The 26,999-nt window shown below is 67.7% G+C and carries 26 protein-coding genes and 1 pseudogene; 17 read left to right on the top strand and 10 right to left on the bottom strand.

Annotated features, from left to right (window positions below; translation table 11 throughout):
* The first annotated feature begins 28 nt into the window (after positions 1-28).
* The 8 genes from murG to C6570_RS18055 all read left to right on the top strand — a co-directional run bounded on the left by murG (position 29) and on the right by C6570_RS18055 (position 8,278).
* Positions 29-1,078, top strand: coding sequence for an undecaprenyldiphospho-muramoylpentapeptide beta-N-acetylglucosaminyltransferase (murG, locus tag C6570_RS00205; protein WP_106704424.1), 1,050 nt, complete (start codon positions 29-31; stop codon positions 1,076-1,078).
* Positions 1,075-2,493: a UDP-N-acetylmuramate--L-alanine ligase gene (murC, locus tag C6570_RS00200; protein WP_106700964.1), complete on the top strand. Its 1,419-nt coding sequence runs from the start codon at positions 1,075-1,077 to the stop codon at positions 2,491-2,493. Before murG ends, murC begins: the two co-directional genes overlap by 4 nt.
* Before the next feature lie 9 nt (positions 2,494-2,502).
* Positions 2,503-3,480 (top strand): D-alanine--D-alanine ligase, encoded by a 978-nt coding sequence (locus C6570_RS00195; protein WP_106700962.1) that lies wholly within the window; start codon positions 2,503-2,505, stop codon positions 3,478-3,480.
* 35 nt (positions 3,481-3,515) lie between these two features.
* Positions 3,516-4,277: a cell division protein FtsQ/DivIB gene (locus C6570_RS00190; RefSeq protein WP_245896240.1), complete on the top strand. Its 762-nt coding sequence runs from the start codon at positions 3,516-3,518 to the stop codon at positions 4,275-4,277.
* Positions 4,278-4,304: 27 nt separating this feature from the next.
* Positions 4,305-5,534 (top strand): cell division protein FtsA, encoded by a 1,230-nt coding sequence (gene ftsA / locus C6570_RS00185; protein WP_106700957.1) that lies wholly within the window; start codon positions 4,305-4,307, stop codon positions 5,532-5,534.
* 168 nt (positions 5,535-5,702) lie between these two features.
* Positions 5,703-6,920: a cell division protein FtsZ gene (ftsZ, locus tag C6570_RS00180; protein ID WP_106700955.1), complete on the top strand. Its 1,218-nt coding sequence runs from the start codon at positions 5,703-5,705 to the stop codon at positions 6,918-6,920.
* Positions 6,921-7,146: 226 nt separating this feature from the next.
* Complete coding sequence (gene lpxC, locus C6570_RS00175) at positions 7,147-8,070, top strand: UDP-3-O-acyl-N-acetylglucosamine deacetylase (protein WP_106700953.1); 924 nt, start codon at positions 7,147-7,149, stop codon at positions 8,068-8,070.
* Between the two features lie 31 nt (positions 8,071-8,101).
* On the top strand, positions 8,102-8,278 hold the full coding sequence (locus C6570_RS18055) for a hypothetical protein (RefSeq protein ID WP_164675456.1): 177 nt from the start codon (positions 8,102-8,104) through the stop codon (positions 8,276-8,278).
* 132 nt (positions 8,279-8,410) lie between these two features.
* On the opposite strand, the gene ruvC is transcribed toward C6570_RS18055, so the two are convergent.
* The 5 genes from ruvC to C6570_RS00150 all read right to left on the bottom strand — a co-directional run bounded on the left by ruvC (position 8,411) and on the right by C6570_RS00150 (position 14,266).
* On the bottom strand, positions 8,411-8,950 hold the full coding sequence (ruvC, locus tag C6570_RS00170; protein WP_106700951.1) for a crossover junction endodeoxyribonuclease RuvC: 540 nt from the start codon (positions 8,948-8,950) through the stop codon (positions 8,411-8,413).
* 124 nt (positions 8,951-9,074) lie between these two features.
* On the bottom strand, positions 9,075-9,800 hold the full coding sequence (mtgA, locus tag C6570_RS00165) for a monofunctional biosynthetic peptidoglycan transglycosylase (RefSeq protein ID WP_106700949.1): 726 nt from the start codon (positions 9,798-9,800) through the stop codon (positions 9,075-9,077).
* 185 nt (positions 9,801-9,985) lie between these two features.
* Positions 9,986-10,885 (bottom strand): energy transducer TonB, encoded by a 900-nt coding sequence (locus tag C6570_RS00160; protein WP_106700947.1) that lies wholly within the window; start codon positions 10,883-10,885, stop codon positions 9,986-9,988.
* Positions 10,885-12,975 carry a ribonuclease catalytic domain-containing protein gene (locus tag C6570_RS00155; protein ID WP_106700945.1) on the bottom strand — a complete coding sequence of 697 codons (2,091 nt, stop codon included), beginning with the start codon at positions 12,973-12,975 and terminating at the stop codon, positions 10,885-10,887. The genes C6570_RS00160 and C6570_RS00155 overlap by 1 nt, the downstream gene beginning before the upstream one ends.
* A 79-nt stretch (positions 12,976-13,054) precedes the next feature.
* On the bottom strand, positions 13,055-14,266 hold the full coding sequence (locus C6570_RS00150) for an MFS transporter (protein ID WP_106700943.1): 1,212 nt from the start codon (positions 14,264-14,266) through the stop codon (positions 13,055-13,057).
* Between the two features lie 147 nt (positions 14,267-14,413).
* Between C6570_RS00150 and C6570_RS00145 the strand changes: the two genes are divergently transcribed.
* Positions 14,414-15,307 (top strand): helix-turn-helix transcriptional regulator, encoded by an 894-nt coding sequence (locus tag C6570_RS00145; protein ID WP_106700941.1) that lies wholly within the window; start codon positions 14,414-14,416, stop codon positions 15,305-15,307.
* A 40-nt stretch (positions 15,308-15,347) separates the two neighbouring features.
* Here C6570_RS00145 and C6570_RS00140 read toward each other — a convergent pair whose 3' ends face one another.
* A complete protein-coding gene (locus C6570_RS00140) occupies positions 15,348-15,878 on the bottom strand; it encodes a cytochrome b (RefSeq protein ID WP_106700939.1) in 531 nt (176 codons plus the stop codon).
* 117 nt (positions 15,879-15,995) lie between these two features.
* Positions 15,996-16,595, bottom strand: coding sequence for a YqiA/YcfP family alpha/beta fold hydrolase (locus C6570_RS00135; RefSeq protein WP_106704423.1), 600 nt, complete (start codon positions 16,593-16,595; stop codon positions 15,996-15,998).
* Positions 16,596-16,743: 148 nt separating this feature from the next.
* Between C6570_RS00135 and rodA the strand changes: the two genes are divergently transcribed.
* From rodA to C6570_RS00120, 3 genes are all read left to right on the top strand, one after another.
* The gene (gene rodA / locus C6570_RS00130) at positions 16,744-17,898 is read left to right on the top strand and encodes a rod shape-determining protein RodA (RefSeq protein WP_106700937.1); all 1,155 of its coding nucleotides are present in this window, start codon (positions 16,744-16,746) and stop codon (positions 17,896-17,898) included.
* A gap of 147 nt (positions 17,899-18,045) precedes the next feature.
* Positions 18,046-18,384: a YegP family protein gene (locus tag C6570_RS00125; RefSeq protein ID WP_106704422.1), complete on the top strand. Its 339-nt coding sequence runs from the start codon at positions 18,046-18,048 to the stop codon at positions 18,382-18,384.
* A gap of 169 nt (positions 18,385-18,553) precedes the next feature.
* Complete coding sequence (locus C6570_RS00120; protein WP_106700935.1) at positions 18,554-20,269, top strand: phospholipase D family protein; 1,716 nt, start codon at positions 18,554-18,556, stop codon at positions 20,267-20,269.
* A gap of 145 nt (positions 20,270-20,414) precedes the next feature.
* Here the strand turns inward: C6570_RS00120 and C6570_RS00115 are convergent, their stop codons facing one another.
* From C6570_RS00115 to C6570_RS00105, 3 genes are all read right to left on the bottom strand, one after another.
* Entirely contained in the window at positions 20,415-20,609 is a 195-nt protein-coding gene (locus C6570_RS00115) for a DUF2905 domain-containing protein (RefSeq protein WP_106700933.1), read from the bottom strand.
* 49 nt (positions 20,610-20,658) lie between these two features.
* Positions 20,659-21,582, bottom strand: coding sequence for a methyltransferase domain-containing protein (locus tag C6570_RS00110; protein ID WP_106700931.1), 924 nt, complete (start codon positions 21,580-21,582; stop codon positions 20,659-20,661).
* Between the two features lie 101 nt (positions 21,583-21,683).
* On the bottom strand, positions 21,684-22,874 hold the full coding sequence (locus C6570_RS00105; RefSeq protein WP_106700929.1) for a class I SAM-dependent methyltransferase: 1,191 nt from the start codon (positions 22,872-22,874) through the stop codon (positions 21,684-21,686).
* Between the two features lie 122 nt (positions 22,875-22,996).
* Here C6570_RS00105 and C6570_RS00100 point away from each other — a divergent pair, with 122 nt between their 5' ends.
* From C6570_RS00100 to C6570_RS00085, 5 genes and pseudogenes are all read left to right on the top strand, one after another.
* Positions 22,997-23,674 (top strand): MarC family protein, encoded by a 678-nt coding sequence (locus tag C6570_RS00100; protein WP_211297620.1) that lies wholly within the window; start codon positions 22,997-22,999, stop codon positions 23,672-23,674.
* A 52-nt stretch (positions 23,675-23,726) separates the two neighbouring features.
* Positions 23,727-24,530: pseudogene (locus tag C6570_RS18315) on the top strand (SDR family oxidoreductase); the annotation flags it as partial.
* Positions 24,525-25,016 (top strand): dihydroneopterin aldolase, encoded by a 492-nt coding sequence (locus C6570_RS18310; RefSeq protein WP_342747954.1) that lies wholly within the window; start codon positions 24,525-24,527, stop codon positions 25,014-25,016. The pseudogene C6570_RS18315 and the gene C6570_RS18310, both read left to right, overlap by 6 nt.
* Before the next feature lie 71 nt (positions 25,017-25,087).
* Positions 25,088-26,035: a tRNA 2-thiocytidine(32) synthetase TtcA gene (gene ttcA / locus C6570_RS00090; protein ID WP_106700924.1), complete on the top strand. Its 948-nt coding sequence runs from the start codon at positions 25,088-25,090 to the stop codon at positions 26,033-26,035.
* A 138-nt stretch (positions 26,036-26,173) separates the two neighbouring features.
* A complete protein-coding gene (locus tag C6570_RS00085) occupies positions 26,174-26,932 on the top strand; it encodes a DUF4136 domain-containing protein (RefSeq protein ID WP_106700922.1) in 759 nt (252 codons plus the stop codon).
* Positions 26,933-26,999 lie beyond the last annotated feature (67 nt).

Here is a 26,999-nt window from a genome sequence, read left to right as displayed (position 1 = left end):
GTCAACGCACGCCAAGTGCGCGCTGGTCATGGCCGGCGGCACCGGCGGGCACATCTTCCCGGGTTTGGCCGTGGCCGAAAGCCTGCGCGAGCGCGGCTGGCGCGTGCACTGGCTGGGCGCGCCCGGCAGCATGGAGCAGCAGTTGGTGCCGCCGCGCGGCTTCGCCTTCGAGCCGATTGAATTTGGCGGTGTGCGCGGCAAGCGCCTCAGCACGCTGGTGCTGTTGCCTGTGCGGCTGCTCAAGGCGTTTGCTCAGTCGATCAAGGTGGTGCGCCGCGTCCAGCCGGATGTGCTGGTCGGCCTGGGGGGCTACATCACGTTTCCCGGCGGCATGATGGGCGTGGCGCTGGGCAAGCCGCTGGTGCTGCACGAGCAAAACTCCATCCCCGGCATGGCCAACAAGGTTCTCGCGGGCGTGGCCGACCGGGTCTTCACGGCATTCCCTGGCGTGCTGCCCAAGGCGCGCAAGGTGCAGTGGGTGGGTAACCCGCTGCGCACCGCTTTCACGCAATACCCCGGCCCCGAAGAGCGCTTTGCCGGCCGCACCGGCCCGCTGCGCGTGCTGGTGGTGGGCGGCAGCCTGGGCGCGCAGGCGCTGAACGACGTGGTGCCGCGCGCGCTGGCTTTGCTGCCGCCGGCGTCCCGCCCCGTCGTCGTGCACCAGAGCGGTGCCAAGCAAATCGACGCGCTGCGCGCCAATTACCAGGCCGCGGGCGTGCAGGCCGAGCTGGTGCCCTTCATCGACGACATGGCCCGCGCGTACGCCGACGCCGACTTGGTCATCTGCCGCGCTGGCGCGACCACGGTGACCGAAATCGCCGCCATCGGCGCTGCGGCGCTGTTCGTGCCGTTTCCGCACGCGGTAGACGACCACCAGACAACCAATGCGCGTTTCCTGGTCGACCAGGGGGCTGGCTGGCTGACCCAGCAGCGCGATCTGACCGCCGAAGGTTTGGCTGATATGCTTCAAAAAACAGAGCGCCCAGCGCTGGTGCAGCGGGCGCTGAGGGCCAAAAGTCTTCAAAAGACCCATGCCACGGACGCCATCGTCGGCGCGTGCGAGGAGTTGGCCGCATGAAACACGCCATCCAACGCATCCACTTCGTCGGCATCGGCGGATCGGGTATGAGCGGCATTGCCGAAGTGCTGCACAACCTGGGCTACGTCATCTCCGGATCTGATCTGGCCGACAGCGCCACGCTGCGGCGCCTGCAGTCCCTGGGCATCCGCACGCACGTGGGCCACGCCGCCGCCAACGTCGAAGGGGCGGACGCGGTGGTCACGTCCACCGCCGTGACGCCCGACAACCCCGAAGTGCTGGTCGCGCGCGAGCGGCGCATTCCCGTGGTGCCGCGCGCCATGATGCTGGCCGAGCTGATGCGCCTCAAGCGCGGCATTGCCATCGCCGGCACGCACGGAAAAACCACCACCACCAGCCTGGTGGCCAGCGTGCTGGCCGAGGCCGGGCTGGACCCCACCTTCGTCATCGGTGGGCGGCTGAACAGCGCGGGCGTGAACGCACGCCTGGGCTCCGGCGAATACATCGTGGTGGAGGCGGACGAGTCGGATGCTTCCTTCCTGAATCTGCTGCCCGTGATGGCGGTCGTCACCAACATCGACGCCGACCACATGGAGACCTACGGGCATGACTTCGGCCGCCTGAAAAAGGCGTTTGTCGACTTCCTGCACCGCATGCCGTTCTACGGTACCGCCGTGCTGTGCATCGAAAGCCCGGCGGTGCGCGACATCCTGAGCCAGGTGGCCTGCCCAGTCACCACCTATGGCTTCCGCGAAGACGCCCAGGTGCGCGCCGTCGACGTGCGCGCCGAAGCTGGGCAGATGCGCTTTACCGTGCAGCGGCGCAACGGCGTTCAGCTGCCGGACATGCCCGTGGTGCTGAACCTGGCCGGTGAGCACAACGTGCTCAACGCGCTGTCGGCCATCGCCGTGGCGGTGGAGCTGAACATTCCCGACGCCGCCGCGCGAAAGGCGCTGGCCGAATTCAAGGGCGTGGGCCGGCGCTTCCAGCGCTATGGCGAACTGCCCGCGCAGGGCGGCGGCAGCTTCACCCTGATCGACGACTACGGCCACCACCCGGTCGAAATGGCGGCCACGCTGGCAGCAGCGCGCGGTGCGTTTGCCGGGCGGCGGCTGGTGTTGGCATTTCAACCACACCGCTACACCCGAACGCGGGATTGCTTTGAAGACTTCGTCAAGGTATTGGGCAGTGCCGACGCGGTGCTGCTGACCGACGTATACGCCGCCGGCGAAGAGCCGATCGTGGCGGCGGATGGCCGATCGCTGGCCCGCGCGCTGCGCGTGGCGGGCAAGGTCGAGCCGGTTTTCGTGGACAACGTGGCGGACTTGCCACAAAGCATCGCCGACTACGCGCAGGCGGGCGACGTGGTGCTGTGCATGGGAGCGGGTTCGATCGGTGCCGTGCCAGCGAAAACCGTTGATTTGCTACAAAAAACTGAGCATAATCCGCGCTGAAATTCAATCATGAACCAACAAGGCGTTCAATTCGGAAAAGTGGCAGTGCTCATGGGCGGGCGCTCGGGTGAGCGCGAGGTTTCGCTCATGTCCGGCCAAGGCGTTCTGGCGGCATTGCGCGCCCGCGGGGTGGACGCGCACGCGTTCGATCCGGCCGAGCGGCCGATGGACGACCTCAAGCGCGAGGGCTTCGCCCGCTGCTTCATCGCGTTGCACGGCCGTTTTGGCGAGGACGGCACCGTTCAGGGTGCGCTGGAACTGCTCGGCATTCCCTACACCGGCTCGGGCGTGATGGCTTCCAGCATGGCGATCGACAAGGTGATGACCAAGCGCGTCTGGCACGCCGAGGGCCTGCCTGCGCCCCGCCACGTGCTGCTTCGCCGCGGCGAATTCACCGCCGAAGAGGTGGACGCCATCCCCGGCAAGCTGGGTCTGCCGCTGATCGTCAAGCCCGCGCGCGAAGGCTCGTCGCTGGGTGTCACGAAAGTGAAGAGCACCGACCAGATCCAGTCCGCTGTGGCGGCCGCCATTGCGCTGGACACCGATGTGCTGTGTGAGCAGTTCATCGCCGGCGACGAAGTCACCTGCCCGGTGCTGGGCGAGGGCGCTGGCGCGACCGCGCTGCCCGTCATCCACATCGTCGCGCCCGACGGTGAGTACGACTACCAGAACAAGTACTTCACCGACGTCACCGAGTACCGTGTGCCCTGCGATCTGCCGGCCGGCGAAGAGGCGGCGGTGCAGGCGCTGGTGGTGGACGCCTACCGCGTGCTCGGCTGCCGCGGCTGGGGCCGTGTGGACGTGATGATCGACGGCGCCACGCGCCAGCCCTACCTGCTGGAGGTCAACACCTCCCCCGGCATGACCAGCCATTCGCTGGTGCCCATGGCCGCCAAGGCGGCGGGCACCAGCTACGAAGACCTCTGCCTGGAACTGCTGGCCAACGCCACGCTGGATTACAGCCCCACAGCCGGAGGCGCGCAGTGAACCCTGCCATGCCCGCACCGCTGGACGTTCGCCTCATGAACCTGACGACCTCGCTGCTCGTCACCGGGTTCGTGCTGGCGTGCTTGGCCGCGGGCGTGTGGTGGGTGCTGCGCAACCCGGCCTTCTCCATCGGCCAGATCACAGTCGGTGGCGACACCACGCACAACAGCGCAGCCAGCCTGCGCGCCTCGGTGGCGCCCAAGCTCACCGGCAACTTCTTCACACTCGATCTCTCGGCGGCGCAGGCGGCGTTCCAGTCGGCGCCCTGGGTGCGCAAGGCCATGGTGCAGCGCGAGTTTCCGAACCAGCTGTACATCACGCTGCAGGAGCATGTGCCCGTGGCGCATTGGGGCGAAGGCGATTCCGAATTGGTCAACCAGCACGGCGAAGTGTTTGAGGTGGGCGACAGCGGCGCCGACGAAGGCCGCATCCCGCGCTTGCAAGGGCCGGAAGGCCAGGCGCCGGTGGTGCTCGACATGCTGCGCCAGCTGGAGCCGCTGGTTGCCCCGCTGGATGCGCACATTTCGGCACTCACGCTGCAGGCCCGAGGCAACTGGGTGGCCACGCTCAACCGCGGCGCGGTGATTGACCTGGGCCACGGCACGCCACAAGAGCTGGCGGGGCGGGTCAACCAATTCGTGGGCACCGTCAAGGAGGTAACGGCACGCCACCAGCGCACGCTGGATTCCGTTGAATCGGCCGACCTGCGGCACGCGGGCGGCTACGCCTTGCGCATGCGCGGCGTGACCACGGTGCGCGGCGACGCAGTCCCCACGGCGCCCACTGTGCGGCGCTGAAACCACCTGGATCGACCAACAAGCAACATGGCTAAAGAGTACAAGGATCTGATCGTCGGGCTCGACATCGGCACCGCCAAGATCATGGTGGTGGTGGGTGAAGTGCTGCCCGGCGGCGACCTGAAGCTGGCCGGTCTTGGCGTCGCGCCCAGCAACGGGCTCAAACGCGGTGTGGTGGTCAACATCGACGCCACGGTGGCCAGCATTCAGCAGGCGCTGAAAGAGGCCGAACTGATGGCCGACTGCAAGATCGGCCGTGTCTACACCGGCATCACCGGCAGCCACATCCGCGGCATCAACTCCAGCGGCATGGTGGCCGTGAAGGACAAGGAAGTCACGCCCATCGACGTGGCCCGTGTGGTGGAAACCGCCAAGGCGATCAACATCTCCAGCGACCAGCGCTTGTTGCTGGTGGCCCCGCAGGAATTCGTGATCGACGGGCAGGATGTGCGCGAGCCCGTGGGAATGAGCGGCATGCGGCTGGAAGCCAAGGTGCACATCGTCACGGGCGCGCAAAGCGCTGCCGAAAACATCATCAAGTGCATCCGCCGTTGCGGCCTCGAAGTGGATCAGCTGATGCTGAACCCGCTGGCATCGGCCCAGGCCGTGCTGACCGACGACGAGCGCGACCTGGGCGTGGCCTGCGTGGACATTGGCGCCGGCACGACCGACGTGGCCATCTTCGCTGGCGGGTCGATCCGCCACACCGCGGTGGTGCCGATTGCGGGCGACTTGATCACCAGCGACATCGCCATGGCGCTGCGCACGCCGACCATGGATGCCGAAGACATCAAGGTGGCGCACGGCTGCGCCAAGCAACTGCTGGCCGATGCCGACACGCAGGTCGAGGTGCCGGGCCTGGGCGACCGCACGCCCCGCATGCTGTCCAAGCAGGCGCTGGCTGGGGTGATCGAGCCGCGCGTCGAAGAGATCTTTTCGCTGGTGCAGCAGGTCATCCGCGATTCGGGCTACGAGGAAGTGCTGTCGTCCGGCGTGGTGTTGACCGGCGGTAGCGCGGTGATTCCCGGCATGGTCGAGCTGGGTGAAGACATTTTCCTGAAGCCGGTCCGCCGGGGCGTGCCCAAGTATTCGCGCGCGCTGTCGGACATGGTGGCCCAGCCGCGCGCGGCCACCGTGATGGGCTTGATGGAAGAGGCGCGCCAGGCGCGCCTGCGAGGTTTCAAGGTGGCCCAGAAGACCAGCGGCATGAAGACCGCTTTCGGGCGCTTCAAAGATTTCATCGTGGGGAATTTCTGACCATGAACACGCGCACGCTGTTTGCCCACATTCGATCGGTGTCGCCTGGCTGGCAGAGCACAGGCCCGCCAGGCAGTAGACGCTCTTATCCGGCTTTCATGTTTTCCCCGCGCGCGCTATCCAAAATCCAAACCATCCAGGCAACTGCAGACAGACAAGGAGTACCCCATGAGCATTGAGATGATTGACACCGAAGGCTTCAACGCAGGCACCCAGATCAAGGTGATTGGGGTGGGCGGCGGCGGCAGCAACGCCGTTGACCACATGGTCAGCCGCCATGTGCAGGGCGTGGAATTCATCTGCGCCAACACCGATGCCCAGGCGCTGGGGCGCACGCTGGCATCCGCCACCATCCAGCTGGGTGGCAGCGGCCTGGGCGCGGGCAGCAAGCCCGACAAGGGCCGTGAAGCCGCCGAAGCGGCTGCCGACGACATCCGCCAGGCGATTCGCGGCGCGCACATGCTGTTCATCACCGCCGGCATGGGTGGCGGCACCGGCACCGGCGCTGCACCGGTCATTGCCCGCATTGCCAAGGACATGGGCATCCTGACCGTGGGCGTGGTCACCAAGCCGTTCGACTGGGAAGGCGGCCGCCGCATGACCAACGCCGAAGCCGGCCTGACCGAGCTGGAAGCCAACGTCGATTCGCTGGTCGTCGTGCTGAACGAGAAACTGCTGGAGGTCCTGGGCGACGACATCACCCAGGAAGAAGCCTTCGCGCAAGCCAATGACGTGCTGAAGAACGCCGTGGGCGGCATTGCCGAAATCATCAACGACTACGGATTCGTGAACGTCGACTTTGAAGACGTGCGCACGATCATGGGCGAGCCCGGCAAGGCCATGATGGGCACCGCCACCGCCAAGGGCCCCGACCGCGCCCGCATCGCGGCCGAGCAGGCCATCGCCTGCCCGTTGCTGGAAGGCATCGACCTGTCTGGCGCCAAGGGCGTGCTGGTGCTGGTCACCGCCTCCAAGGGCACACTGAAGCTGAACGAATCGAAGGAAGCGATGAACACCATCCGCGCCTACGCTTCGCAAGACGCGCACGTCATCTTCGGCGCTGCCTACGACGATGCACTGGGCGAGGAAATCCGCGTGACCGTGCTGGCCACCGGCCTGTCGCGCCAAGCCATGCGCCGCCAGCCCATCACCGTGGTGCAGGGCGGCCTGCGCACCGGCACCGACAACCAGCCGATGTTCGTGGCGCCCACGCTCAACGCCGCGCCGCAAGGTGCAGCGGGTGGCCAAGCCGACTACGGCAACATGGCGGTGCCCAGCGTGTGGCGCACCAACCGCACTCAGGCGGCGGCCAAGGTGGATGCGCTGTCTTCCGGTGGCATGGACGACTTCGAGATCCCGGCATTCCTGCGCAAGCAGGCGGATTGAGCGCCAGCTCACGCGCCAGCCCGGTCGGCCATGGCCGGGCTAGGCGCGTTCAAGTGACAGAGGCCAAAAGCTGCGCGCACGCTGCCCGCAGCTTTTTGCTATTGATATGGAAGCTGCTTGCGCTCGCTGCACCTGCGCTGGCGGCCGATTTGGCACTTGAAACCCGATGCTGAACCCATGGCCCTGGCCGAGCGGCTTGCGCACGCAACGCCCTAGAATCGGCTTCATGCTTGCGCAACGTACTCTGAAGTCGCTCACCCGCGCGGTGGGCGTCGGCCTGCACAGCGGCGAACGTGTCGAATTGACCCTGCGGCCCGCGCCGCCCAACACCGGCATCGTCTTTCGGCGCATCGACCTGCCGCAGCCGGTGGATATCCCGGTGTCGGCCCAATCGGTGACCGACACGCGCCTGGCCTCTACCCTGTCGCTGGGCGACGCCAAGGTGCGCACGGTGGAGCACCTGATGTCCGCCTGCTCCGGGCTGGGGCTGGACAACCTGTACATCGACATCACCGCCGAAGAGGTGCCGATTCTCGATGGCTCGTCGTCTTCTTTCGTCTATCTGCTGCAAAGTGCAGGTATCGAGCAGCAAAAGGCGCCGAAGCATTTTCTGCGCGTGCTGCGCCCGGTCGAGGTGCGTGAAGTCGAGGGCGACCAGCTCAAGTGGGCGCGCCTGGCGCCGCACCACGGCTTCACGTTGGCTTTCGAGATCGATTTTCAGCACCCTGCCATAAATGCCACCGGGCAGCGGGTCGAGTTCGACATGGGTTCCGGCCGCTACAGCCGCGACATCGCCCGCGCGCGCACCTTCGCGTTCAGCAAGGACGTGGAAACCATGCGCGCCAACGGCCTGGCGCTGGGCGGCGGCCTGGACAACGCCGTGGTGATGGACGACACCAAGGTGCTGAACGCCGACGGCCTGCGCTACGCCGAAGAGTTCGCCAAGCACAAGATTCTGGACGCCATTGGCGACCTGTACTGCGTGGGCAAGCCGATGCTGGGCGCCTACACGGCCTTCCGTTCGGGCCACGCGCTGAACAACCGCCTGCTGCGCGAGCTGCTGTCGCACGAAGACGCTTGGGACGTGGTCACCTTCGAGGACGAACGCCAGGCGCCCCAGGGCTTCGCCAAGCTGGCGCCAGCCTGGTAGGCGCCTGCACTCGGTCATCGCGCAATCCGCCGTGCTGCTTTCTCGCTGGCTGATCCTGCTGCTCTTGCTGGTGGCGGGCGTGGCCTTTGCCTACTACGCCACCACCGGCGATCTGCGCTTCAAGACATTCGCGTGGCTGCTGCTGAAGTGGACGGTGTTGGCGTCGCTGGGCTACTTTGCCGTGCTGATCGCCGAGCGCGTGCTATAGCGCACTGGCCGGTGAGTTCCCCTGGCCCAGGCGCGCGGGTGACACCTCGGCCAGTCAAACTACTCTGAAATTGATAGCTGCCAGCGCTGAATGCACGCGCGCCAGAGGCTGATTGGCCTCTGGTCGAGCGACTCAGCGCGTCTGCCGGTACATGCCGCTGGTGCGCCGCGCCTGCCCGGCCGCCTGCAGGCGCGCCAGCGCCTCGCCGGCGTGGGCGTGCGTGATGGCCAGGCCCAGCGCGTCGGCGGCGTCCGGGCCGGGCGCGGCGGGCAGTTGCAGCAGGCGCTGCACCATCGCCTGCACCTGCGCCTTGTCAGCGCGGCCGTGGCCGGCCACGGCCTTTTTCATCTGCAAGGCGGTGTATTCGGCCACGGGCAGGTCGCCCGCGACCAACGCGGTCACGCAGGCGCCGCGCGCCTGGCCCAGCAGCAGCGTGGCCTGCGGGTTGACGTTGACGAAAACGATCTCCACCGCCGCCACCTGGGGGCGGTAGCGGGCCATCAGTTCGCCGATGCCGTCGAACAGCAGCTTCAGCCGCGCGGGCAGATCGCCCTGGTCGGCATCGCGCGTCTGGATCACGCCGCTGGCCACGTAGCGCAGGCGTGGCCCGTCCACGTCCAACACGCCGAAGCCTGTGGTGCGCAAGCCGGGGTCGATGCCAAGCACTCTCATTTGCTGCGAAAATTATAGCTGCTGGCGCAGGTGGGACGCGCGCCAAAGGCTGAAGTGACTTGAAGGGCGCGGCGCCAGCCCTGAACGCACGCGGCCGGTGTCGCGGCGCGCGCCAGCGCCAAAGTCACGGCAGCTCCGCCGAGCGCATTCGCCCCACGATGATCGAGGTGCGGTTGTTCAGGTAAGCCGAGCGGGGCAGTTTCTCAAAATAGCGCGGGCGCGGCAGCATCACGGCCAGCCGGGCGGCTTCGCGCGCATTGAGTTGCGCCGCGCTCTTGCCGAAGTAGCGCTGCGCGGCGGCCTCGGCGCCGAACACGCCTTCGCCCCATTCCACGTGGTTGAGGTAGATCTCCAGGATGCGGCGCTTGCTGAGCAGCATTTCCAGCGCGTAGGTGAGCACCAGTTCTTGCCCCTTGCGCGCCAGCGTGCGCTCGCCGGACAGCAGCAGGTTCTTGGCCAGCTGCTGGGTGATGGTGGATCCGCCGCGGATGCGCACCGGACGCACGGGGCGGTTCTGCTCGGCGCGCGCGGCCGCTGCTTCCTCGGCCTTGGCGTTGCGGTCCCAGGCTTTTTCCACCGCTTCCCAATCCACGCCTTCGTGGTTGACGAAGCTGTCGTCCTCCGAGGCGATCACCGCGCGCTTGAGGTTGTCCGAAATCTGGTCGTAGTCGCGCCACTGCTGGCGCCAATGAAAATCGCCCTGCGTGGCCAGCCGCCAAGCCTCAGAGCGCTGGAATGTCGTCGAGCCCGGATTCAGCGCCACCATCAACGCGATCCGCCCGATGAAAAAGCCCTCCAGCACCAGCAGCGCCAGCAGGCACAGCAAGATCCAGCGCCCGAACGCCCGCATGTCAGAACCCCGCGTCGAAGCCGGCTGGCATCAGCCCAGATCCGGCCAGCACACCCCCACCAACGTGGCCGCGAAGCAGGCCACACCAGCGAACGCGGTCGCCGGACCTGCGCCGGCGACGCGCGTTGTCCCCCATCCCGAAGCGCGCAGCGCGAAGAGAGAGGGGGGAAGGCGCCGAAGGCGACTCAGGGGGGTGTCCCATTCTTCACGCTGTCCAGCGGATCAGCCTGCAAGGTGGTTTCCAGCTTCATGTCGCGCGTGAACTTGAAGCGCGCCGTCACGTCGAACTGGTCGGTGTCCTTGCGCATGGCGGCCGTGAAGTGGCCGAACGGCGCCGCGCGCGAGGCGATCAGCTCAGCCAGCTTGTCCAGGCCGCGGTTGCCCGAGCTTTGCACCACGCGCGCATCCAGGATGCGGCCGTCGTGGTTGATCAGCAGCGCCATCAGCAGCTCGCCATACAGCTTGCGCCCGGCCATCTGCGGGAAGTTGGCGGTGCCTTCGGCCTCGATCCTGCGGCGCATCTCGTCGTAGTACATCGCGTACGTGGTGCCGAGCGTGGCGGGGCTCAGAAAGCGCTTGCGCGGGCGTGAGTTTTCTTCATCCACCCGCTGCTGGATAGTGGCCAGCAGCTTGGCCAGTTGCTGGCGGCGCTCTTCCTGCGCCTGCGCCTCAGGGTCGTTGCTGAGCTTTTGCGGGTCGACCTTGGGCATGGCCGCCAGTTGCTGGCGCACCTGGGCCAGCAGCATTTCCTGCTGCTCCAGCATGTTGTCGATGCGGCGCTGGTTCTCGTTGACGGGCGCGTCGCCGGTGGATTCGGTCAGGCTGGGCGGCAGCGGCGTGCTGGCCAGGCGCTTGCCCTCGGCCTCGCCGCCGCCGGCCAGGTTGGCCTGCGCGATGGCTTGCGCCTTGTCGGGCTTTTCGTCCGATTTGGCATTGACCAGCACCACGTCCAGCGTGGTGTCCTGAAACACACGCTGGAAACCTTCGGGGTCGACAAACCGGATCGTCAGGATCACGGCGTGCAGCAGCAGCGACAGGCCCAGCGCCCATTGCAGCGTCGAGAGGGACTTGAAAAAACGCAGCATTACGGGGCGGGATTATCAGCGCTGCCGGCCTCGGTTTCGTTCACGTCCACGGCAATCGTCAACGGCCCGGCCGCTGCGCTGTCGTCTTCGTCGTCCTCGTCGTCCTCGGCGGGCGCATCGGCGGGCGTGGCGCCGCCCAGGTCGTCCGCCAGCACCTCGGCCACGGTGCCGTGCACGTCCAGGGCGATGTCGTCGATGGCGCCCAGCTTCACGCGCACGCGGGTGCCGCGCTGCAGGCCCTGGCCGCCCATCACGGTGAAGACCAGCGGCAGATCGTCCGCACGCACCAGCCAGGCGCCGCCGGCCTGCTCCTTGATCAGGCTGGCGGTCAGCTCGCTGATGTTCTCTTGCCGCAGGTACTGCAGCGTCCAGAAGCGCTCCATGCTGGACTGGTGCGCGTTGTAGGCGCTGTAGGCGGCGTCGAAGGCGCTGATCACCGCGAACAGTTGCGCGTCCTTGGGCTTGAACGGCGCGGCCAGCGCGGCGGTCTTGCCGTGGCGCGCGGCGGCGATGATCTGCCACTGGTTCACCAGATCCACATAGCGGCGCAGGGGCGAGGTGCTCCAGGCGTAGCTGGGCACGCCAATGCCCGCGTGTGGCAGCGCCTTGACGCCCATGCGCACCTTGATGCCGGGCAGCAGGCTGGCCTGGCTGCGGTAGATGCCGGGCACGCCCAGGCTGGCCAGCCATTGGCCCCAAGTGCTGTTGGCCAGGATCATCGCTTCGGCCACGATCAAGTCCAGCGGTGCGCCGCGCTGGCGCGTGGTGATCTGCACTTGCTCGGTGCCGGTGGGCACGTCGCCGTCGTTACCGACCAGGCGAAAGTTGTAATCAGGCCGGTTGAAGGTCTCTGGCTTGCCGCGCACTTTTTCGCGCCCGGCTTTCAGATGTAGCGCAAGTCGGTATAAAAATGATAGCTGCTCGCGCTGGATGGTCGGGGGCAAGGCCATGTTTTGGCTGCTATTTTCTGCCCCGGCCAGCCATTCGGCGGTGACCAGTCCGTCCAGCTGGTCGTGGCGCAGGTTGGCGGCGATCGGCACCTGTTCCAGCCGGGTTTCGCTGCCCTGGATGTCCAGCGTGGCCTCGTCCATCGTCACGTACAGCGACACGGCGGGCACGTTGCGCCCTTCGCTCAGCGTGTAGCTTTGCACCACGTCGTCGGGCAGCATGGTGATCTTGTAGCCGGGCATGTACACCGTGGACAGGCGCGCGCGGCTGAGCTGGTCCAGCGCGTCGTCCGGCTGAATGGCCAGGCCGGGCGCGGCGATGTGGATGCCCAGCACCACCGTGCCGGTGCCCAGGCCCTGCAGCGACAGCGCGTCGTCGATTTCGGTGGTTTGCGAGTCGTCGATGGAAAACGCCTGCACGTTCGCCACCGGCAGTTCGTCGGTGATCACAGGCGCCGCCAGGCCGGGCGCAAACGCCGTGCCCTTGGGAAAGTTCTCGAACAAGAAGCGCTGCCAGTGGAACTGGTAGGGCGACTCGATCGCCCCGGCGCGCTGCAGCAGCGTGAGTGGCGCTTGCTGGGTGCTGCGGCTGGCCTCCACCACGGCCTTGTATTCGGGCGCGTTCTTGTCGGGCCTGAACAGGATCTTGTAGAGCTGATCGCGGATGGGCCGGGGCGTTTGGCCGCTGGCCAGTTCATCGGCCCAGCCGGCGATCTGCGCGGCCTGCTGCTTTTTCTTTTCGATGGCGGCCAGCGCCTGCGCGACGATCTCGGCCGGCGCTTTCTTGAAGCGGCCCTTGCCCGCGCGGCGGAAATAGTGCGGCGCGTCCTGCAGCGCCATCAGCATGGCGGTTTGCTGCACCACGCTAGGCGTGTCGCCAAAGTAGTCGGCAGCCAGCTCTTCAAAGCTGAATTCGGTGTCGGGCGCAAATTCCCAGGCCAGCTGGGCTTCCACCTCGGGTGCCTGGGCCTGCGCCTGGGCCAGCAGCTCGGCCGGGGCGGGTTTGTCAAAGCGCAGCAGCTGGTTGGCCGCCTTGACCTTCACGCGCTTGCCCGAATCCAGCTCAACCTGGGCAGAGGCCTCGGCCTCGGAAAGGATGCGGCCGGCGAGGAATTTGCCGGCTTCGTCAAACAGAACATGCATAGAGGCGCGGATTGTCCCATTAAGCAGGCCGCGCGCGGCAGCCGTGCCCCAAGGCGCCGTGCGGCTTGAACCCGCCGCCTCAACCGGCGGCCATGGTGCGCCCGCCCGGGCGCATCACGAACACGGTGCATGCCACCAGCACCACCAGCAGAGTGCCGTACATCAGCGCCAGCCCCACGGCAGATTGCGGGTGCACCGCGCTCACCGCCAGCGTGGACAGCACCGAGGTCAGCAGAAACGCCAGCCCACCGGCCAGCCCGCCCGACAGCGCCGCGTTTTGCGGAAACATTGACAGCACATGGGCAAAGTGGATGTTGAACACCAGCCCGGCGCAGCAGTGGATGGCGAACGCCGCGGCCGCCACCAGCCACAGCGACTGCCAGCTAGGCGGCAGCAGCGAAGACGCCGCCAGCAAGCCAATGAAGACCACCATGCCCGTCACCGCCAGCGCGTGCTTGCGCGGCAGCGACCATGGCAGCAAGGCGCGCGCCAGCAGGCCGCCGGCCATCCAGGCCAGGCCCATCAAAAGCGCCAGCGCGCCGGTGGTCGTGGCCGGGCGGTGGTAGACGTGCTCGACCAGGAAGGGCGACGCCATGCTCCAGCCCAGCACCATGGCGTAGGGCACGCTCACGCACAGCACACCCCGCAGGAAGGGCGCATTGCCCAGGATCTGGCGCGCGCGGGCCCACACCTCGCGCGGGGCAATCGGCTGCGGCTTGGCCAGCGTTTCGCCGCCACCGACCAGCTCCAACGCCAGTGCCAGCAGGGCAAAGACCGCCAGCAGCACAAAATTGGTGCGCCAGCCCCAGTGCGTCTGCACAAAGCCGCCGACGAACGGCGCGCAGATGGGCCCCAGCGACCAGACGACCGTCATCCACGTCAAATAGCGCTGCAGCGCCGCACCGCGGAACACGTCCACAAAAAAAGTGCGCTTGCTGACCACCACCACGGCGCCCAACAGCCCCTGCAGCAACCGCAGCGCCCAGATCACGCGCAGATCGTCGCTGACGGCGATCAGCGCACTGGACGCCGCAAACAGCGCCAGCGCCACCAGCATCGGCCGCCAGCGGCCATAACGGTCCAGCAGCACGCCGACCACCAGCTGCCCCAGGCCATAGCCTGCGATGAACAGCGTCAGAGTCAGCTGAATTTGCGCCGCCGACGCGCCCAGCGCGCTGGTCATCGACGGCATGGAGGGCAGGTAGATGTCGGTGCCGATGCCCGACAGCGGAATCAGCAGGAAGGCCAGAAACACGCCAAAGCTGGCGCGGTCGGCTGCAATGCGTCGCATGCCATTCCTCTCGGTAGAACTCAGGATGGTTGGCAGTGTGATGCACCGTTTAAACTGGTACAAGATTCTGCTTAGCCTAGGCTTGAGTGGCTCAGGCTAGCCAGTTAGCACCGCCAACAGTGCCTTCATAGGCGCTAAGCGAAGACCATGCCCACAACCCTGAATCCACCCGCCACTGGTTCGCCCGCGCCTGCCGCCGTTCCGCCGCCTGCCGGCATCGCGCAGCTGGGGCGCTTTTTGCGTGCCCGGCGCGAAAGCCTGGCCGCCGCCCCGCTGGGCCTGGCGCGCTACGGGCGGGTGCGCACCCCCGGCCTGCGGCGTGAGGAAGTGGCGCAGCTGGCCGGCATTGGGGTGACCTGGTACACCAAGCTGGAGCAGGGCCGCGACGTGCGCCCCTCGCGCCAGGCGTTGGTCGCCATCGCCCGAGCGCTGCAGTGCAGCGACGACGAGGTGCAGCACGTGCTGGCGCTGGCCGGCCTGCACACTGAGGCCCGGCTGGCGCCTCAACCCGGCGATTGCCCGTTTCCCGAAGGCCACGGTCTGCTGCTGCGCAAGCTGCTGCCTTACCCCGCATTGCTGCAAAACAGCGCGCTGGACATCGTGGCCTGCAATGCGGCGTATGAAGCGCTGATGGGCATCCATTTAGCCCAAATGGCCGAAGTTGAGCGCAATTGTCTGCACCAGGCTTTGTTCAACCCCGAATGGGGCCGCCTGCTGGTGCGCGAGGCCGATACCGTGCAGCACCTGGTGGCCATGTTCCGCGCGGGCTCCACCCGGCATGCGCAAGATCCGGCCTGGCAGGCCCGCCTGGACCATTTCATGGCGAATTCGGCGGCGTTCCGAGACGCTTGGGAGCGCTACCAGGTGCACAGCCCAGAAAACCGCGACAAGACCTTTCAACACCCCACGCTGGGCACGATTCGGCTGCGGCAGACCAACTGGTGGTCAGCGCCGCGCAACGACCGGCGTCTGATGGTGTACCTGCCGCTGACCGACGAGGCCGCCGCCGCGCTGGATCGGCTGCTGGCCGCGCCCCGCTGAGCCTGCCAAGGGCGGGCCCATCAGGCCGTTGTCAGCCCGCTCAGCCGACCATGCGCGGCAGCACGTCTTCCGCGCCCCCCTGGCGGCGGTGCCACCAGACCATGGCGACGTGGCCGGCGACCAGCGCCAACAGCACCCAGGCGAGCTCGCCGTGCAGCAGGCCGCCCAGCTGAACCATCCAGTCGATCTTCTGGCTGGGGTCAAAGCCCGGGAAGATGGGCAGGCCCAGCGGCGAAAACGCGCGGCCCGAGCCGTATTGCCGCAGCAGCGCAATGCTGGGTATGGCCAACATCAACGCATACAGCGCCCAGTGCCCCAGCTTGGCGGCCAGGCTGAGCGACGCTGGCCGGCGGCTGGCGTTGGCCATGGCCCACCCCAGGCGCACGATGATCAGCACGAACAGCAGGCTGCCCACCTGCTTGTGCCCGTTGCGGAAGAAGGCCTGCGCGCTTTTGTCGGTCAAGGCGTCGGGGATCAGCGCCGAAAACACCATCCACGCAATGCACAGCGCCATCGTCCAGTGCAGAAAGCGGGTCGCGGTGCCGTAGCGGTTGGTGGTGTCTGATTTCATGCTGGTTTTCTTGATGTGCCCAAGTTGACTGATTGAAGGAATGGGCCTCCAGCGCAGGTGGTACGGGCGCTGGCAGCTATTGAAAATGTAGCCATCTCCGTTTCTAAGGCTCCAATGTCAGAGCCCAGGCTGGCCGGTGAGTTCCAAAAAGGCCATCACGGCGCCGATGTGCTGGTCAAAGTCGCTCAGCGCGTGGTCGCTGCCTTCCAGCAGGCGGATGGCCGCGCCGGGGTAGCGGCCCGCCATCTCGCGCCAGTCCAGCAGCTCGTCGCCCTTGGCGATCACGGCGAAGTAGCGCTCTGGCCGGGCGATGGGGCCGCAAGCCAGCGCGCGCAGCTCGTCGATGTACTCGGGGCGGAAGAAGAAGCGCTCGGCCGGGTCGTGCCAGGCGGTCTGCTCGCCGATGTACTTGGCCAGGTCGCGCGCCGGGTCCACGGCCGGGTTCAGCAGCACCGCCTTGCAGCCGCGCTGCTCGGCCACCCAGGTGGCGTAAAAGCCGCCCAGCGACGAGCCGACCACCGCCATGCGCTCGGCCGGCCAGTCGGCCGTGCCCTGCCGGATCAGTGCGGCGGCTTCGCGCGGCGAGGGCGGCAGTTGCGGGCACCACCAGGTCACGCCGGGGTGGTCGGCCTGCACGCGCGCGGCCATGGCCCGCGCCTTGGTCGATTGCGGTGAAGAACGAAAGCCGTGCAGGTAAAGCAGGTGGGTGATGGGCATGCGGCCATGGTAGCGGGCAAGGGTTTCAGCGCTGGGCGCGGCCGTCATGCCATATCCGCAGGCCGGCGCGCGGCAGTCGCCCGCCGCCCGGCGGGGTCGGGCCGCCAGCGGCAAGGCACGCGCGGCGTCGGCAAGGGATAATTCGGCCATGGCAGTTGTGTTTGAACGTCCCTCGCTCTGGCGGCGCTTTGTGCCGTTCCTGAAGGGGTTTGATTTCTGGCTGCTGCTGTCGGTGTGCATGCTGGCCGGCATGGGGCTGACGGCGATGTATTCGTCCGGGTTCGATCACGGCACCCGTTTTGTCGACCACGGCCGCAACATGCTGATTGCCGCCGGCATCATGCTGGTGGTGGCCCAGGTGCCACCGCAGCGCCTGATGAGCCTGGCCGTGCCGCTGTATGTCGTGGGGGTGGCCCTGCTGCTGGCGGTGGCCTTGTTCGGCATCACCAAGAAGGGCGCCACGCGCTGGGTGAACTTGGGCGTGGTCATCCAGCCCAGCGAGTTGCTCAAGATCGCCACGCCGCTCATGCTGGCCTGGTGGTTTCACCGCCGCGAGGGGCAAACCCGGCCGGTGGATTTCGTCGTCGCCTTCGCGCTGCTGGCGGTGCCGGTGGGGCTGATCATGAAGCAGCCCGACCTGGGCACCGCGCTGCTGGTGATGGCGGCGGGGCTGGCCGTCATCTTCTTCGCGGGCCTGCCGTGGAAGCTGGTGCTGCCCCCGGTGCTGATCGGCGCGGTGGTCGTCGTGCTGATCCTCTCGTTCGAGACCGAGCTGTGCGCCGACGGCGTGGATTGGGTGGTGCTGCACGAATACCAGCGCCAGCGCGTATGCACGTTGCTGGACCCCACGCGCGACCCGCTGGGCAAGGGCTTTCACATCCTGCAGGGCATGATCGCCATCGGCTCCGGTGGCGTTAGCGGCAAGGGCTTCATGCAGGGCACGCAGACGCACCTGGAATTCATTCCAGAGCGCACCACCGATTTCATCTTTGCCGCCTTCTCCGAGGAATTCGGCCTGATCGGCAACCTGGCGCTGTTGGCCGGCTTCACCTTCCTGATCCTGCGCGGCTTGCTGATCGCCTCGGACGGGCCCACCTTGTTCGCTCGCCTGCTGGCCGCCGCGCTGACCACCATCTTTTTCACCTACGCCTTCGTCAACATGGGCATGGTCAGCGGCATCCTGCCGGTAGTGGGCGTGCCGCTGCCTTTCATCAGCTACGGGGGAACCGCCATGGTCACGCTGGGGCTGGCGCTGGGGATGATGCAGTCGGTATCCAAGTCGCGGCGGCTGATCCAAAGCTGAAGGCGCGCGGGCTGGGCAGCCTTTCGCTGTGGCGCCACAACGCTGTGCACAAATGCACGCCGCCGCCGCAGGACATTGAAATGCCTTGATCCAGCGGCCACAATGCGCGCCAGCCAACTGTGCTTTGGCGCCAATCCAGGAGATTCCATGGCAGGCAAATTCGAGCTCAAGAAATCCAAGAACGACAAGTTCTACTTTTCTCTGCACGCAGGCAACGGCCAGGTCATCCTGACCAGCGAGATGTACGAAGCCAAGGCCAGCGCGGTCAACGGCATCGAATCGGTCAAGAAAAACGGCGGCGACGAAACCAAGTACGCCAAGCTGACCGGCAAGGACGGCTCGCCCTACTTCACGCTGAAGGCCGTCAATGGCCAGGTGATCGGCCAAAGCCAGATGTACAGCAGCGAATCCGCGCGCGATGGCGGCATCCACTCTTGCGTCACCAATGCGCCCGGCGCCACGGTGGACGACCAGACCGCCGCCTGAGCGGCCCGCGCCGCACACGCCCCCCAAGGCCGCCTGACCCGCGGCCTTTTTTGCGCCCGACCACCGGCTGCGCAGTGCCGGCAGGGCGCTCCGGCAAGTGGCGCCGTCGTCCGACAGGGCCGCGCCACGGCCGCTCACTATGATGCGGCTGCCACTTCTGCGCCGCCCCATGCCCACAGCGACACTTGCCCCTTCCTGGTCCGCGCCCGTGCCGCCGGGCATTCCGCGCGCCGCCGCGTCGCTGTCGGGCCGCCGCTGGCCAGGCATGGCGTGGCTGCTGGCGGGCCTGTGCGCCTTAGTGGCATTGACTGGTTGCGGCAGCCTGCCCAAGGATGTGGACCGGCCCGTGTCCCGAGCGTTGTCTGCGCCGCAAGGCACGCCGCTGGGCCAGCTGGCGGCCAGCCTCACGCCGCGCACCGCGCGCGCGGGCGATTCGGGCTTTGCGCTGGTCGGCTCGCCCAACGAGGCGTTCAGCACCCGCCTGGCGCTGACGCAGGCCGCCACCCGCACGCTGGACATCCAGTATTACGCCATCCACGCCGACGCCAGTTCGCGCGACTTGCTGCGCGCCGTGCGGCAAGCCGCCGCGCGCGGCGTGCGCGTGCGCATCCTGCTGGACGACTTCAACTCCACCGGCCGCAATGCGCTGGTGATGGGCATGGCCTTCGTGCCCAACGTGGAAATGCGCATGTTCAACCCGCTGCCGGGCGGGCGCGGCGCCGGCATGCTGCGCGCGGTGGGGGCGCTGGGCGACTTTCAGCGCATTCAGCACCGCATGCACAACAAGCTGTATGTGGCCGACAACGCCTGGGGCATCACCGGCGGGCGCAACCTGGGCGACGCCTACTTCGGCACGGCAGACGGCAGCAACTTTGTCGATATGGACGTGCTGGCCGTGGGGCCCGTCGTGCGTGCCATGTCCGCCAGCTTCGACCGCTACTGGAACGACGCGCTGGCCTACCCCGTGCAGTCGCTGATCACGCCGCAAGAGCTGCGCCGCCTGCGCGACGTGTCCACCACGCCTGAGCAGCCGCCGCAGGCCGACCACGGCGCGGCGCCCGGGCCCGCGCAGGCGTCTGCTGCGGCGCCCTCCGCCTCTGCGGCACCCAGCGCGGCGGCTGCGCAAGACCCGGCCGCCACCTTGCCCGGCCCCGCCGACCTGCGCAGCCTGCCGCTGATCTGGGCACCCGCGCTGCTGCTGGTGGACCAGCCCTCCAAGCTGGTGCCCGAGCAGAACGACGAGCACAGCGAAGACACCGTGGTCGACGGCATGCTGCACCTGATGCAGCGCGCCCGGGGCGACGCGCTCATCGTCTCGCCGTACTTCGTGCCCGGCCCGCAGATGATGAAAGTGTTTGCCGACATGCGCCAACGCGGCGTGCGCGTGCGCGTGCTGACCAACTCGCTGGCGTCCAACGACGCGCCGCTGGCGCACGTGGGCTACGCGCGCTACCGCGAAGCGCTGATTCGCCTGGGCGTGGAGCTGTACGAGATGCGCGCCGAGCAAGGCGCCAAGCTCGACCGCACCGTGTTCGGCTCAGGCGCCGGGGGCTCCAAGGCCAGCCTGCATTCCAAGATCTTCATCATCGACGGGCGGGTGATCAGCATTGGCTCGATGAACCTGGACCTGCGCTCCAAGCTGCAGAACACCGAAATCGCGCTGGTGATCCGCAGCGCCGCCCTCTCGCGCGAGGCCACGGCCAAGATCGACGACACGCTGGACGACAGCGCCTGGCGCATGGAACTTACCCCCGAAGGCCAGCTGCGCTGGAAGGCCCCCGCCGGCGCCAGCTTTGGCGACGCCACCAGCGAACCCGACGCCAGCCTGGGCCTGCGCATGATGCTGCAACTGCTCGGCCCCTTCGCGCCCGACGAGATGCTTTAAGCAAAATGGGGTTCTGGCGCCCGCTGCTTCTGCGCTGGCAGCTATCAAAAACAGAGTAACCCGGTGGGCGTGTCGCGCAGCGCACTAACCAGCCACCCGGTGGCTCCGGCCCCCCAGCCGCTGCCAGGCGCGGGTGAAGTCCGCCTCAGAGCAGCCTGGCGATCAGGCTGGCCGCCGCACTCAGCAGCAGCGTGCTGGTCAACGGAATCGACCATTCGCGCCCGAACAGCCTGAAGCGAAAGTCGCCCGGCAGGCGGCCGATGCCCAGCTTCTGCAACAGCGGCGTCAGCCAGCTGATCAGCATCAGCGCCAGAAAGACGACGATCATCCAGCGGATCATGGCGGCGGGCGTGCGGTGTTCGGGCTGGTCGGGCTGTGCGGCGCGGCACTCAGCGGATGGTGAACTCGGTGCGGCGGAAGATGAAGATCACCTCGTCGCCGTTGGCCTGCGCCAGCTCGATGCGAAAACCGATGTGCAGCCGCTGGTGCAGCTGCAGGAACATCTCCAGCATGTCCGGCATGCGCCAGGCGTGAAAGTGGATGCTGAAATCCGCCCGCTCCAGGTCGTCCGCCACGCGGCGGGTGAACTCGGTGCGCGCGTCGCCCGCGCTTTGCGGGAACAGGTTCTTGTCCATGCCGTTTTCGACAAAGACTTCGGCAAATTCCTCGAAGGCCTGCCGGCGCGACCAGGCCGGGCCTTCCTCGTAATCGCGCCAGACGTGCTCGAACGGCGTGGGCTGGCGAATGCGGTCAAAGCTGTGCTGCATCTCGGGCAACGCCAGGTACAGCACGCCGCCGTGCTTGAGCACGCGCAGCATGTTCTTGAAGCCTTTGACGGGGTTCTCGAAGTGCTCCAGCACGTGGTTGGCGATCACGAAATCCTGCGACAGATCGCCCACCTTCGCCAGCGCCTGCCCGTCGTCCAGGATGTCCGGCACGATGAGCGCGGCGCTGTCAAAACCGAAATCCTTGGGCGTCAGCCCGGCGATGTTGAACTCGGCCTGGATTTCGCGCGGGTCGTGCCGGTCCAGGTAGGCAACGTGCACGCCGGGCGGCACCGCCAGGGGCGACGCAAAGGCGCCGATTTCGATGCCGCTGCTGCCGGGTTTCAGGTATTCGAAGGCGACCTTCTGGCGCACATCGGTGGGCGCGGGCATGGCCGGCGCTTCGGGCGCTGCTGCGGTTGGCGGCGCGGCGGCCAACCGTTCGGCGGCGGCGTTGATATCGCCCTTCAGCGCGTCCAGCTGGTGGATGATGATCTGGGTGCCGGTCACCCGCCTGATCGCTTGTTTGATGAAGTTACGAGCCGTCATCGGTCACTTTCCAGATTGGTTTCTTCGGCGCGTCTGCCATGTGCACGCGTGTGCGCAGCCGGCCGCTGCCCTGATTCGACCACACGCCGTCCCGCCCCTTGCTACAGCCGGTGCGTGCGGTCGCCCGCTTCAAACCCCAGCGCCGCGCCGTGCCCGGCGGTGGCCAGGCCGATCACCTTGAACAGCTCGCCCATCTCGTGCTCGGCCAGCAGCTTCATGGCGTTGGCGCGCGTGGGCAGCTCGGCCGCTTCCATCATCTGGGCGATGCCGCAGTTCAGCAAAAAGCGCGCCTGGCTGGTGTAGCCCAGCACGTCCAGCCCGGCGTCTTGCGCGGCCAGGGCCACGCCGGTGAAGTTGACGTGCGCGGTGATGTCCTTGCGGCCCACGTCGGCCAGCGGGTCGTCGTCCACCTGGTGCGCGCGGTGGCACACCAGCGTGCCCATGTGGCGCTGCGGGTGGTAGTACTCGGCCTCGGGGAAACCGTAGTCGATGAAGTACGCCGCGCCGGCGCCGCCGCGCGCCAGGGCTTCGGCCACGGTGGTCACAAAGGCGTGCGCCTGCGGGTGGATTTCGGTGACGTAATCGTGCTCGCCCTCCACCGGAAAGGGCGGGTGCAGCGCGGTGGGGCGGTCTTCCCAACGGAAGGCAATTGCTACTGAATTAATAGCTGCTGGCGCTGGTTGCGCCTGCGCTGGCGGCGGATTTGTAGGGGAATTGGTCACCCCGCGCTGCCACCATTCGCCGCCATGGCGGGCCAGCAGTTGCACGGGCATGGCGTCCAGCACCTCGTTGCCGACCACCACGCCGCGCAGGCTGTCTGGCAGGCGGCTGGCCCAGGTGATCGACAGGCCCGGCTGCGCCTGCATCAGCGGCGCCAGGCGTTCCTGCTGGCGCGCGCGCAGGCTGGCCGACAGCTCGACGATGGTGTAGCGCGCCAGCGGCTGGCCCAGCGCCTGCAGGCCGGTAATGAGCTGCTCGGCCAGTGCGCCCGATCCTGCGCCGAATTCCCACACCTCATCCGTGCCGGTGGCGCGCAGGCTTTGCGCGACCTGCGCGGCCAGCGCGCGCCCAAACAGGGGCGACAACTCCGGCGCGGTGATGAAGTCGCTGCCCGACGCAGGCAGCGCCCCGAACTTGGGCGAGCCGTGCGCGTAGTAGCCCAGGCCGGGCGCGTACAGCGCCAGTTGCATGAACTGGTCAAAAGGCAGCCAGCCACCGGCGGCGGCAATGGCATCGGCAATCTGCCGGGGCAGGGCGGTTTCGGCGGCAGCGGCGCCGTGGACAAGGCTCATGCGGCGATTGTCGGCCAAGCGGCCGGTTCGGCTGGGGTGGCGCGGGCGCGATGACCGCGGGCGCGGCTGGGCTTGGGCTTGGGTTAGGCTCTCGCGTCTTTCCATTTCAAGCAGCGCAGCGCGTGGACTACCTGCATTCCTTCGGCTTGGCCTTCATGGCCTTTTTTGCCATGATGAACCCGCTGGCCAGCGCCGCCGTGTTTTTGGGGCTGACCGAGGGCGTGGGGCGCGACACCGAGCGCGCCGTGGCCCGCAAGAGCCTGATCGTCACCTTCATCATCGTCGTGGTGTTTGCGGTCGCCGGCAAGCTGATCTTTGAGCTGTTCGGCATCACACTGCCCGCGCTGCGCCTGGCCGGTGGCGCCCTGGTGGCCATGGTGGGCTACCGCATGGTGCAGGGCACGCCCTCGTCGGTGCAGCACCCCAGCGTGAGCGACCGGCAAAGCGCCACGCAGGCGCAGGTGGCCGATGCGGCGGCCAGCCGCGGCGCGATCAACCATGCGCAGCTGGACGTGGCGATTTCGCCCCTGGCCACGCCGCTGCTGGCAGGGCCCGGCACCATCGCCACCGCGATGAACCTGAGCGCCCAGGCCGATCCGCTGCGCCTGGGGCTCACGCTGGCCGCCTTCGCGCTGCTGTGCGCCATCACCTACGCCGCGTTCATGAACGGGCACGCGCTGCTGCGCTGGGTGGGGCAAAGCGGGATGAACGCGCTGACGCGGATCATGGGGCTGATCTTGGCGGTGATTGGCGCGCAGATGATGATCGAGGGCATCAAGGGCGCGTTCAACCTGGGCTGATCGGGGGCCGGGTGACAATCCGCGCTCATCCGCAGCGCCGCCGCCCCGACCCATGCCCGCCTTCACCGCCAGCCCCCATCCCAATGATCTGCCCCACGCCCCGCGCACCGTGCTGGTCACCGGCGCCGGGCGCCGCCTGGGCCGCGCCATTGCGCTGGCCTGCGCGCGCGCGGGCTGGCGCGTGGCGGTGCACTACCACCGTTCGCGCCAAGATGCTATTGAAACAGTAGCTGGCTGCGCACAGTGGGCCAGCGCTGGCGCCGTTTTTGAGGCCGATTTGTCCGACCAGGCCGCCACCCGTTCGCTGCTGCCGCGCGTGGTGGCCGAGCTGGGCGCCGTGCACGCCGTGGTCAACAGTGCCGCGCTGTTCGAGTTTGACGACGCGGCCAGCTTCACCACCGCACACCTCACCCGGCACATGCACACCAACACCGCCGCGCCGGTGCTGCTGGCGCAGGCGCTGGCCGCGCACCTGGCCGAGCGCGATGCGCCGCCGGCCAGCGGCAGCGTGGTCAATCTGCTGGACCAGAAGCTGTTCAACCCCAATCCCGATTTCTTGAGCTACACCCTCAGCAAGGCCGCGCTGCAGAGCGCCACCACACTGCTGGCGCAGGCGCTGGCGCCGCGCGTGCGCGTGGTGGGCGTGGCGCCGGGCCTCACCCTGACCAGCGACTGGCTCACGCCCGAGCGCTTTGAAGCCCTGCACCAGATGAGCCCGCTGGGCCGCTCATCCACAGCCGAAGACGTGGCCGCCAGCGTGGTGTTTGCGCTGGGCAACCCGTCCATCACCGGCGCCACGCTGCTGGTGGACGGCGGGCAGCACCTGCTGCGCTTTGACCGCGACTTTTCTATGATGAATGCCGCGCCAGCGCCCGTGGCACCTGCGATAAAAGCTATAGAAAATGAAGCAATTCCCGAGTCAGGCCAAGCGCCCGCCGCGACCGACGCCCACGCGGGTGAAGGTGCGGATGGCACCGCCCAGGGCGGCCAGACGCTGACGCTGACCGGCCTGCGCTTTGATGCCAGCCTGGGCATCCTGGAGCAGGAAAAGCAGGCGCCGCAGCCCATCCAGGTGGACGCCGAGCTGAACCTGGGCGCGCAGCCGCTGCGCCCGCGCGACGACGAAATCACCCACGTGCTGGACTACCGCAAGGTACGCCAGATCATCATCGACGAATGCACGGCCGAGCACGTCAACCTGCTCGAATCGCTGATCGGCAAGCTGTGCGAACGCCTGCTGCGCCTGCCCGGCGTGCTGGGCGTGCGCGTGCAGATCGCCAAGCTCGAGATTTTTGAGGATTGCGAAGTGGCGATTCGCATGCAGGCGGGGCATTGGGGGTAGGCGGCCCGACTCCGCCCGCCCCAATCCGCACGGGTGATGCGCGAATACCCCCGCCGTAGGACAATCGGGGCATGAACGCACCGATTGCCCCCGCCGTGCTGAACGCCCCCACCGACGCGGCGGCCGGCCCGTCTGCCCGCAGCAAAGCCGAGCGCGAGGCGCTCAAACTTGAAAAGCGCCTGTGCCGCCAGGTGGGCCAGGCGATTGCCGACTTCAACATGATCGAGGAAGGCGACCGCGTGATGGTCTGCCTGTCCGGCGGCAAGGACAGCTATGGCCTGCTGGACATCCTGATGAAGCTGCAGGCGCGCGCGCCGGTGCGCTTCGAGCTGGTGGCCGTCAACCTGGACCAGAAGCAGCCCGGCTTTCCGGCCGAGATATTGCCCGCCTACCTGCAAGAGCTGGGCATCGAGCACCACATCGAGACGCAGGACACGTACAGCATCGTCAAGGCCAAGATTCCGGAAGGCAAGACCACGTGCAGCCTGTGCTCGCGCCTGCGCCGGGGCATTCTGTACAGCGTGGCGCGGCGGCTGAAGTGCAACAAGATCGCCCTGGGCCACCACCGCGACGACATGCTGCAGACGTTTTTCCTGAACATGTTCTTTGGCGGCAAGCTCAAGGGCATGCCGCCCAAGCTGACCAGCGACAACGGCGAATTCATCGTCATCCGCCCGCTGGCCAACGTGGCCGAGAAGGATTTGATCGCCTGGGCCGAGCACCGCCAGTTCCCCATCATTCCGTGCAACCTGTGCGGCAGCCAGGAAAACCTGCAGCGCCAGGTGATCGGCGAGATGCTGCGCGACTGGCAGAAAAAGCACCCGGGCCGCATCGAAAACATGTTCACCGCGCTGCAAAACGTGGTGCCCTCGCACCTGATGGACGCGGGCCTGCACGACTTCAAGAACCTGAAAGCCACGGGCGTGCCCGACGACAATGGCGACAAGGCGTTCGACGAAGAATCGTTTGCCGAGCCGGTGGGCACGCCCTTCGGCGGGGTGGCCCTGGTGAGTGCATGACGCATGACGGTGATGTGTGAGCAGCGCATACGTCCCAGCTAAAAGGGTAGCGCCAGCCGCAGGGCTGGGCCAGCGCCGCCCCGATTTTTCAGCCGCCCACGGCAATTTCCCCATCGCAACAGCCCCGGAGGTTTCGGCATGTCCTTGTTCTGGATGAAATGGGCCGGTGTGGCGGCCATCCTTGCGGCCTTGAGCGCCTGCGCTACCGGCCCGCGCACGGTCGACGCCCAGGTGCGCACCGTCGCCGCGCAGCCGCCCGGCGCCGCGGTGCTGAACCAGGCTCACTACCGTTTTGACCGGGTGCCGCCCGCCGCCGGGCAGCCCGCCCCGGACAAGCTGGAGGCCATGGCCCAGGCCGCCCTGGCGCGCGTGGGCCTGCAGCGCGACGACGCGGGCGCGGCCATCAGCGTGCAGGTGGGTGCCACCAGCGGCGCGTACTGGGCCGACGGCTGGGGCCGCCCGCTGGGCTGGGGGCCGCGCATGTCCCTGGGCATGGGCTTTGGGCGTGGCTGGCGCGGCGGCGCGTTCGGCTGGGGCTGGGGCATGGGCTGGCCGCTGGACGATCCTTCGGTGCCCGTCTACGTCAGCGAGGTCAGCCTGCTGATGCGCGACTTGCGCACCGGCCAGATCGTGTACGACACCCGCGCCCGCCACGACGGGCCATGGAGCGATACCGACAACATCCTGCCCGCCCTGTTCACTGCTGCGCTGGAAGGCTTTCCCAACCCCGCGCAGACCGAGCGCCCGGTGGGCGTGCCGCTGCTGCCCGTCGCCGCTGGCGGCAGCGCGCTGGCCACGCCGACGGTGGGCGCTGCCGCAGCCCCAGCGGTGCCCGCGCCGGTGCCGCCCGCTGCGCCCGTGCGTGGTGCGCCGGTCATGGTCACGCCCCAGCGCTGACCCGCCCCATGGCCGTGCGAATGCACGCGCGGCGCAGCGCCCGCCGGCAATTGGTGCATGCTGGCCC

Origin of the sequence: Ottowia oryzae (assembly GCF_003008535.1) — a bacterium.
Lineage (GTDB): Bacteria > Pseudomonadota > Gammaproteobacteria > Burkholderiales > Burkholderiaceae_C > Ottowia > Ottowia oryzae.
The sequence above is the reverse complement of the archived record's forward strand: the minus strand, read 5'-3'. Positions and strand labels throughout refer to the sequence as shown.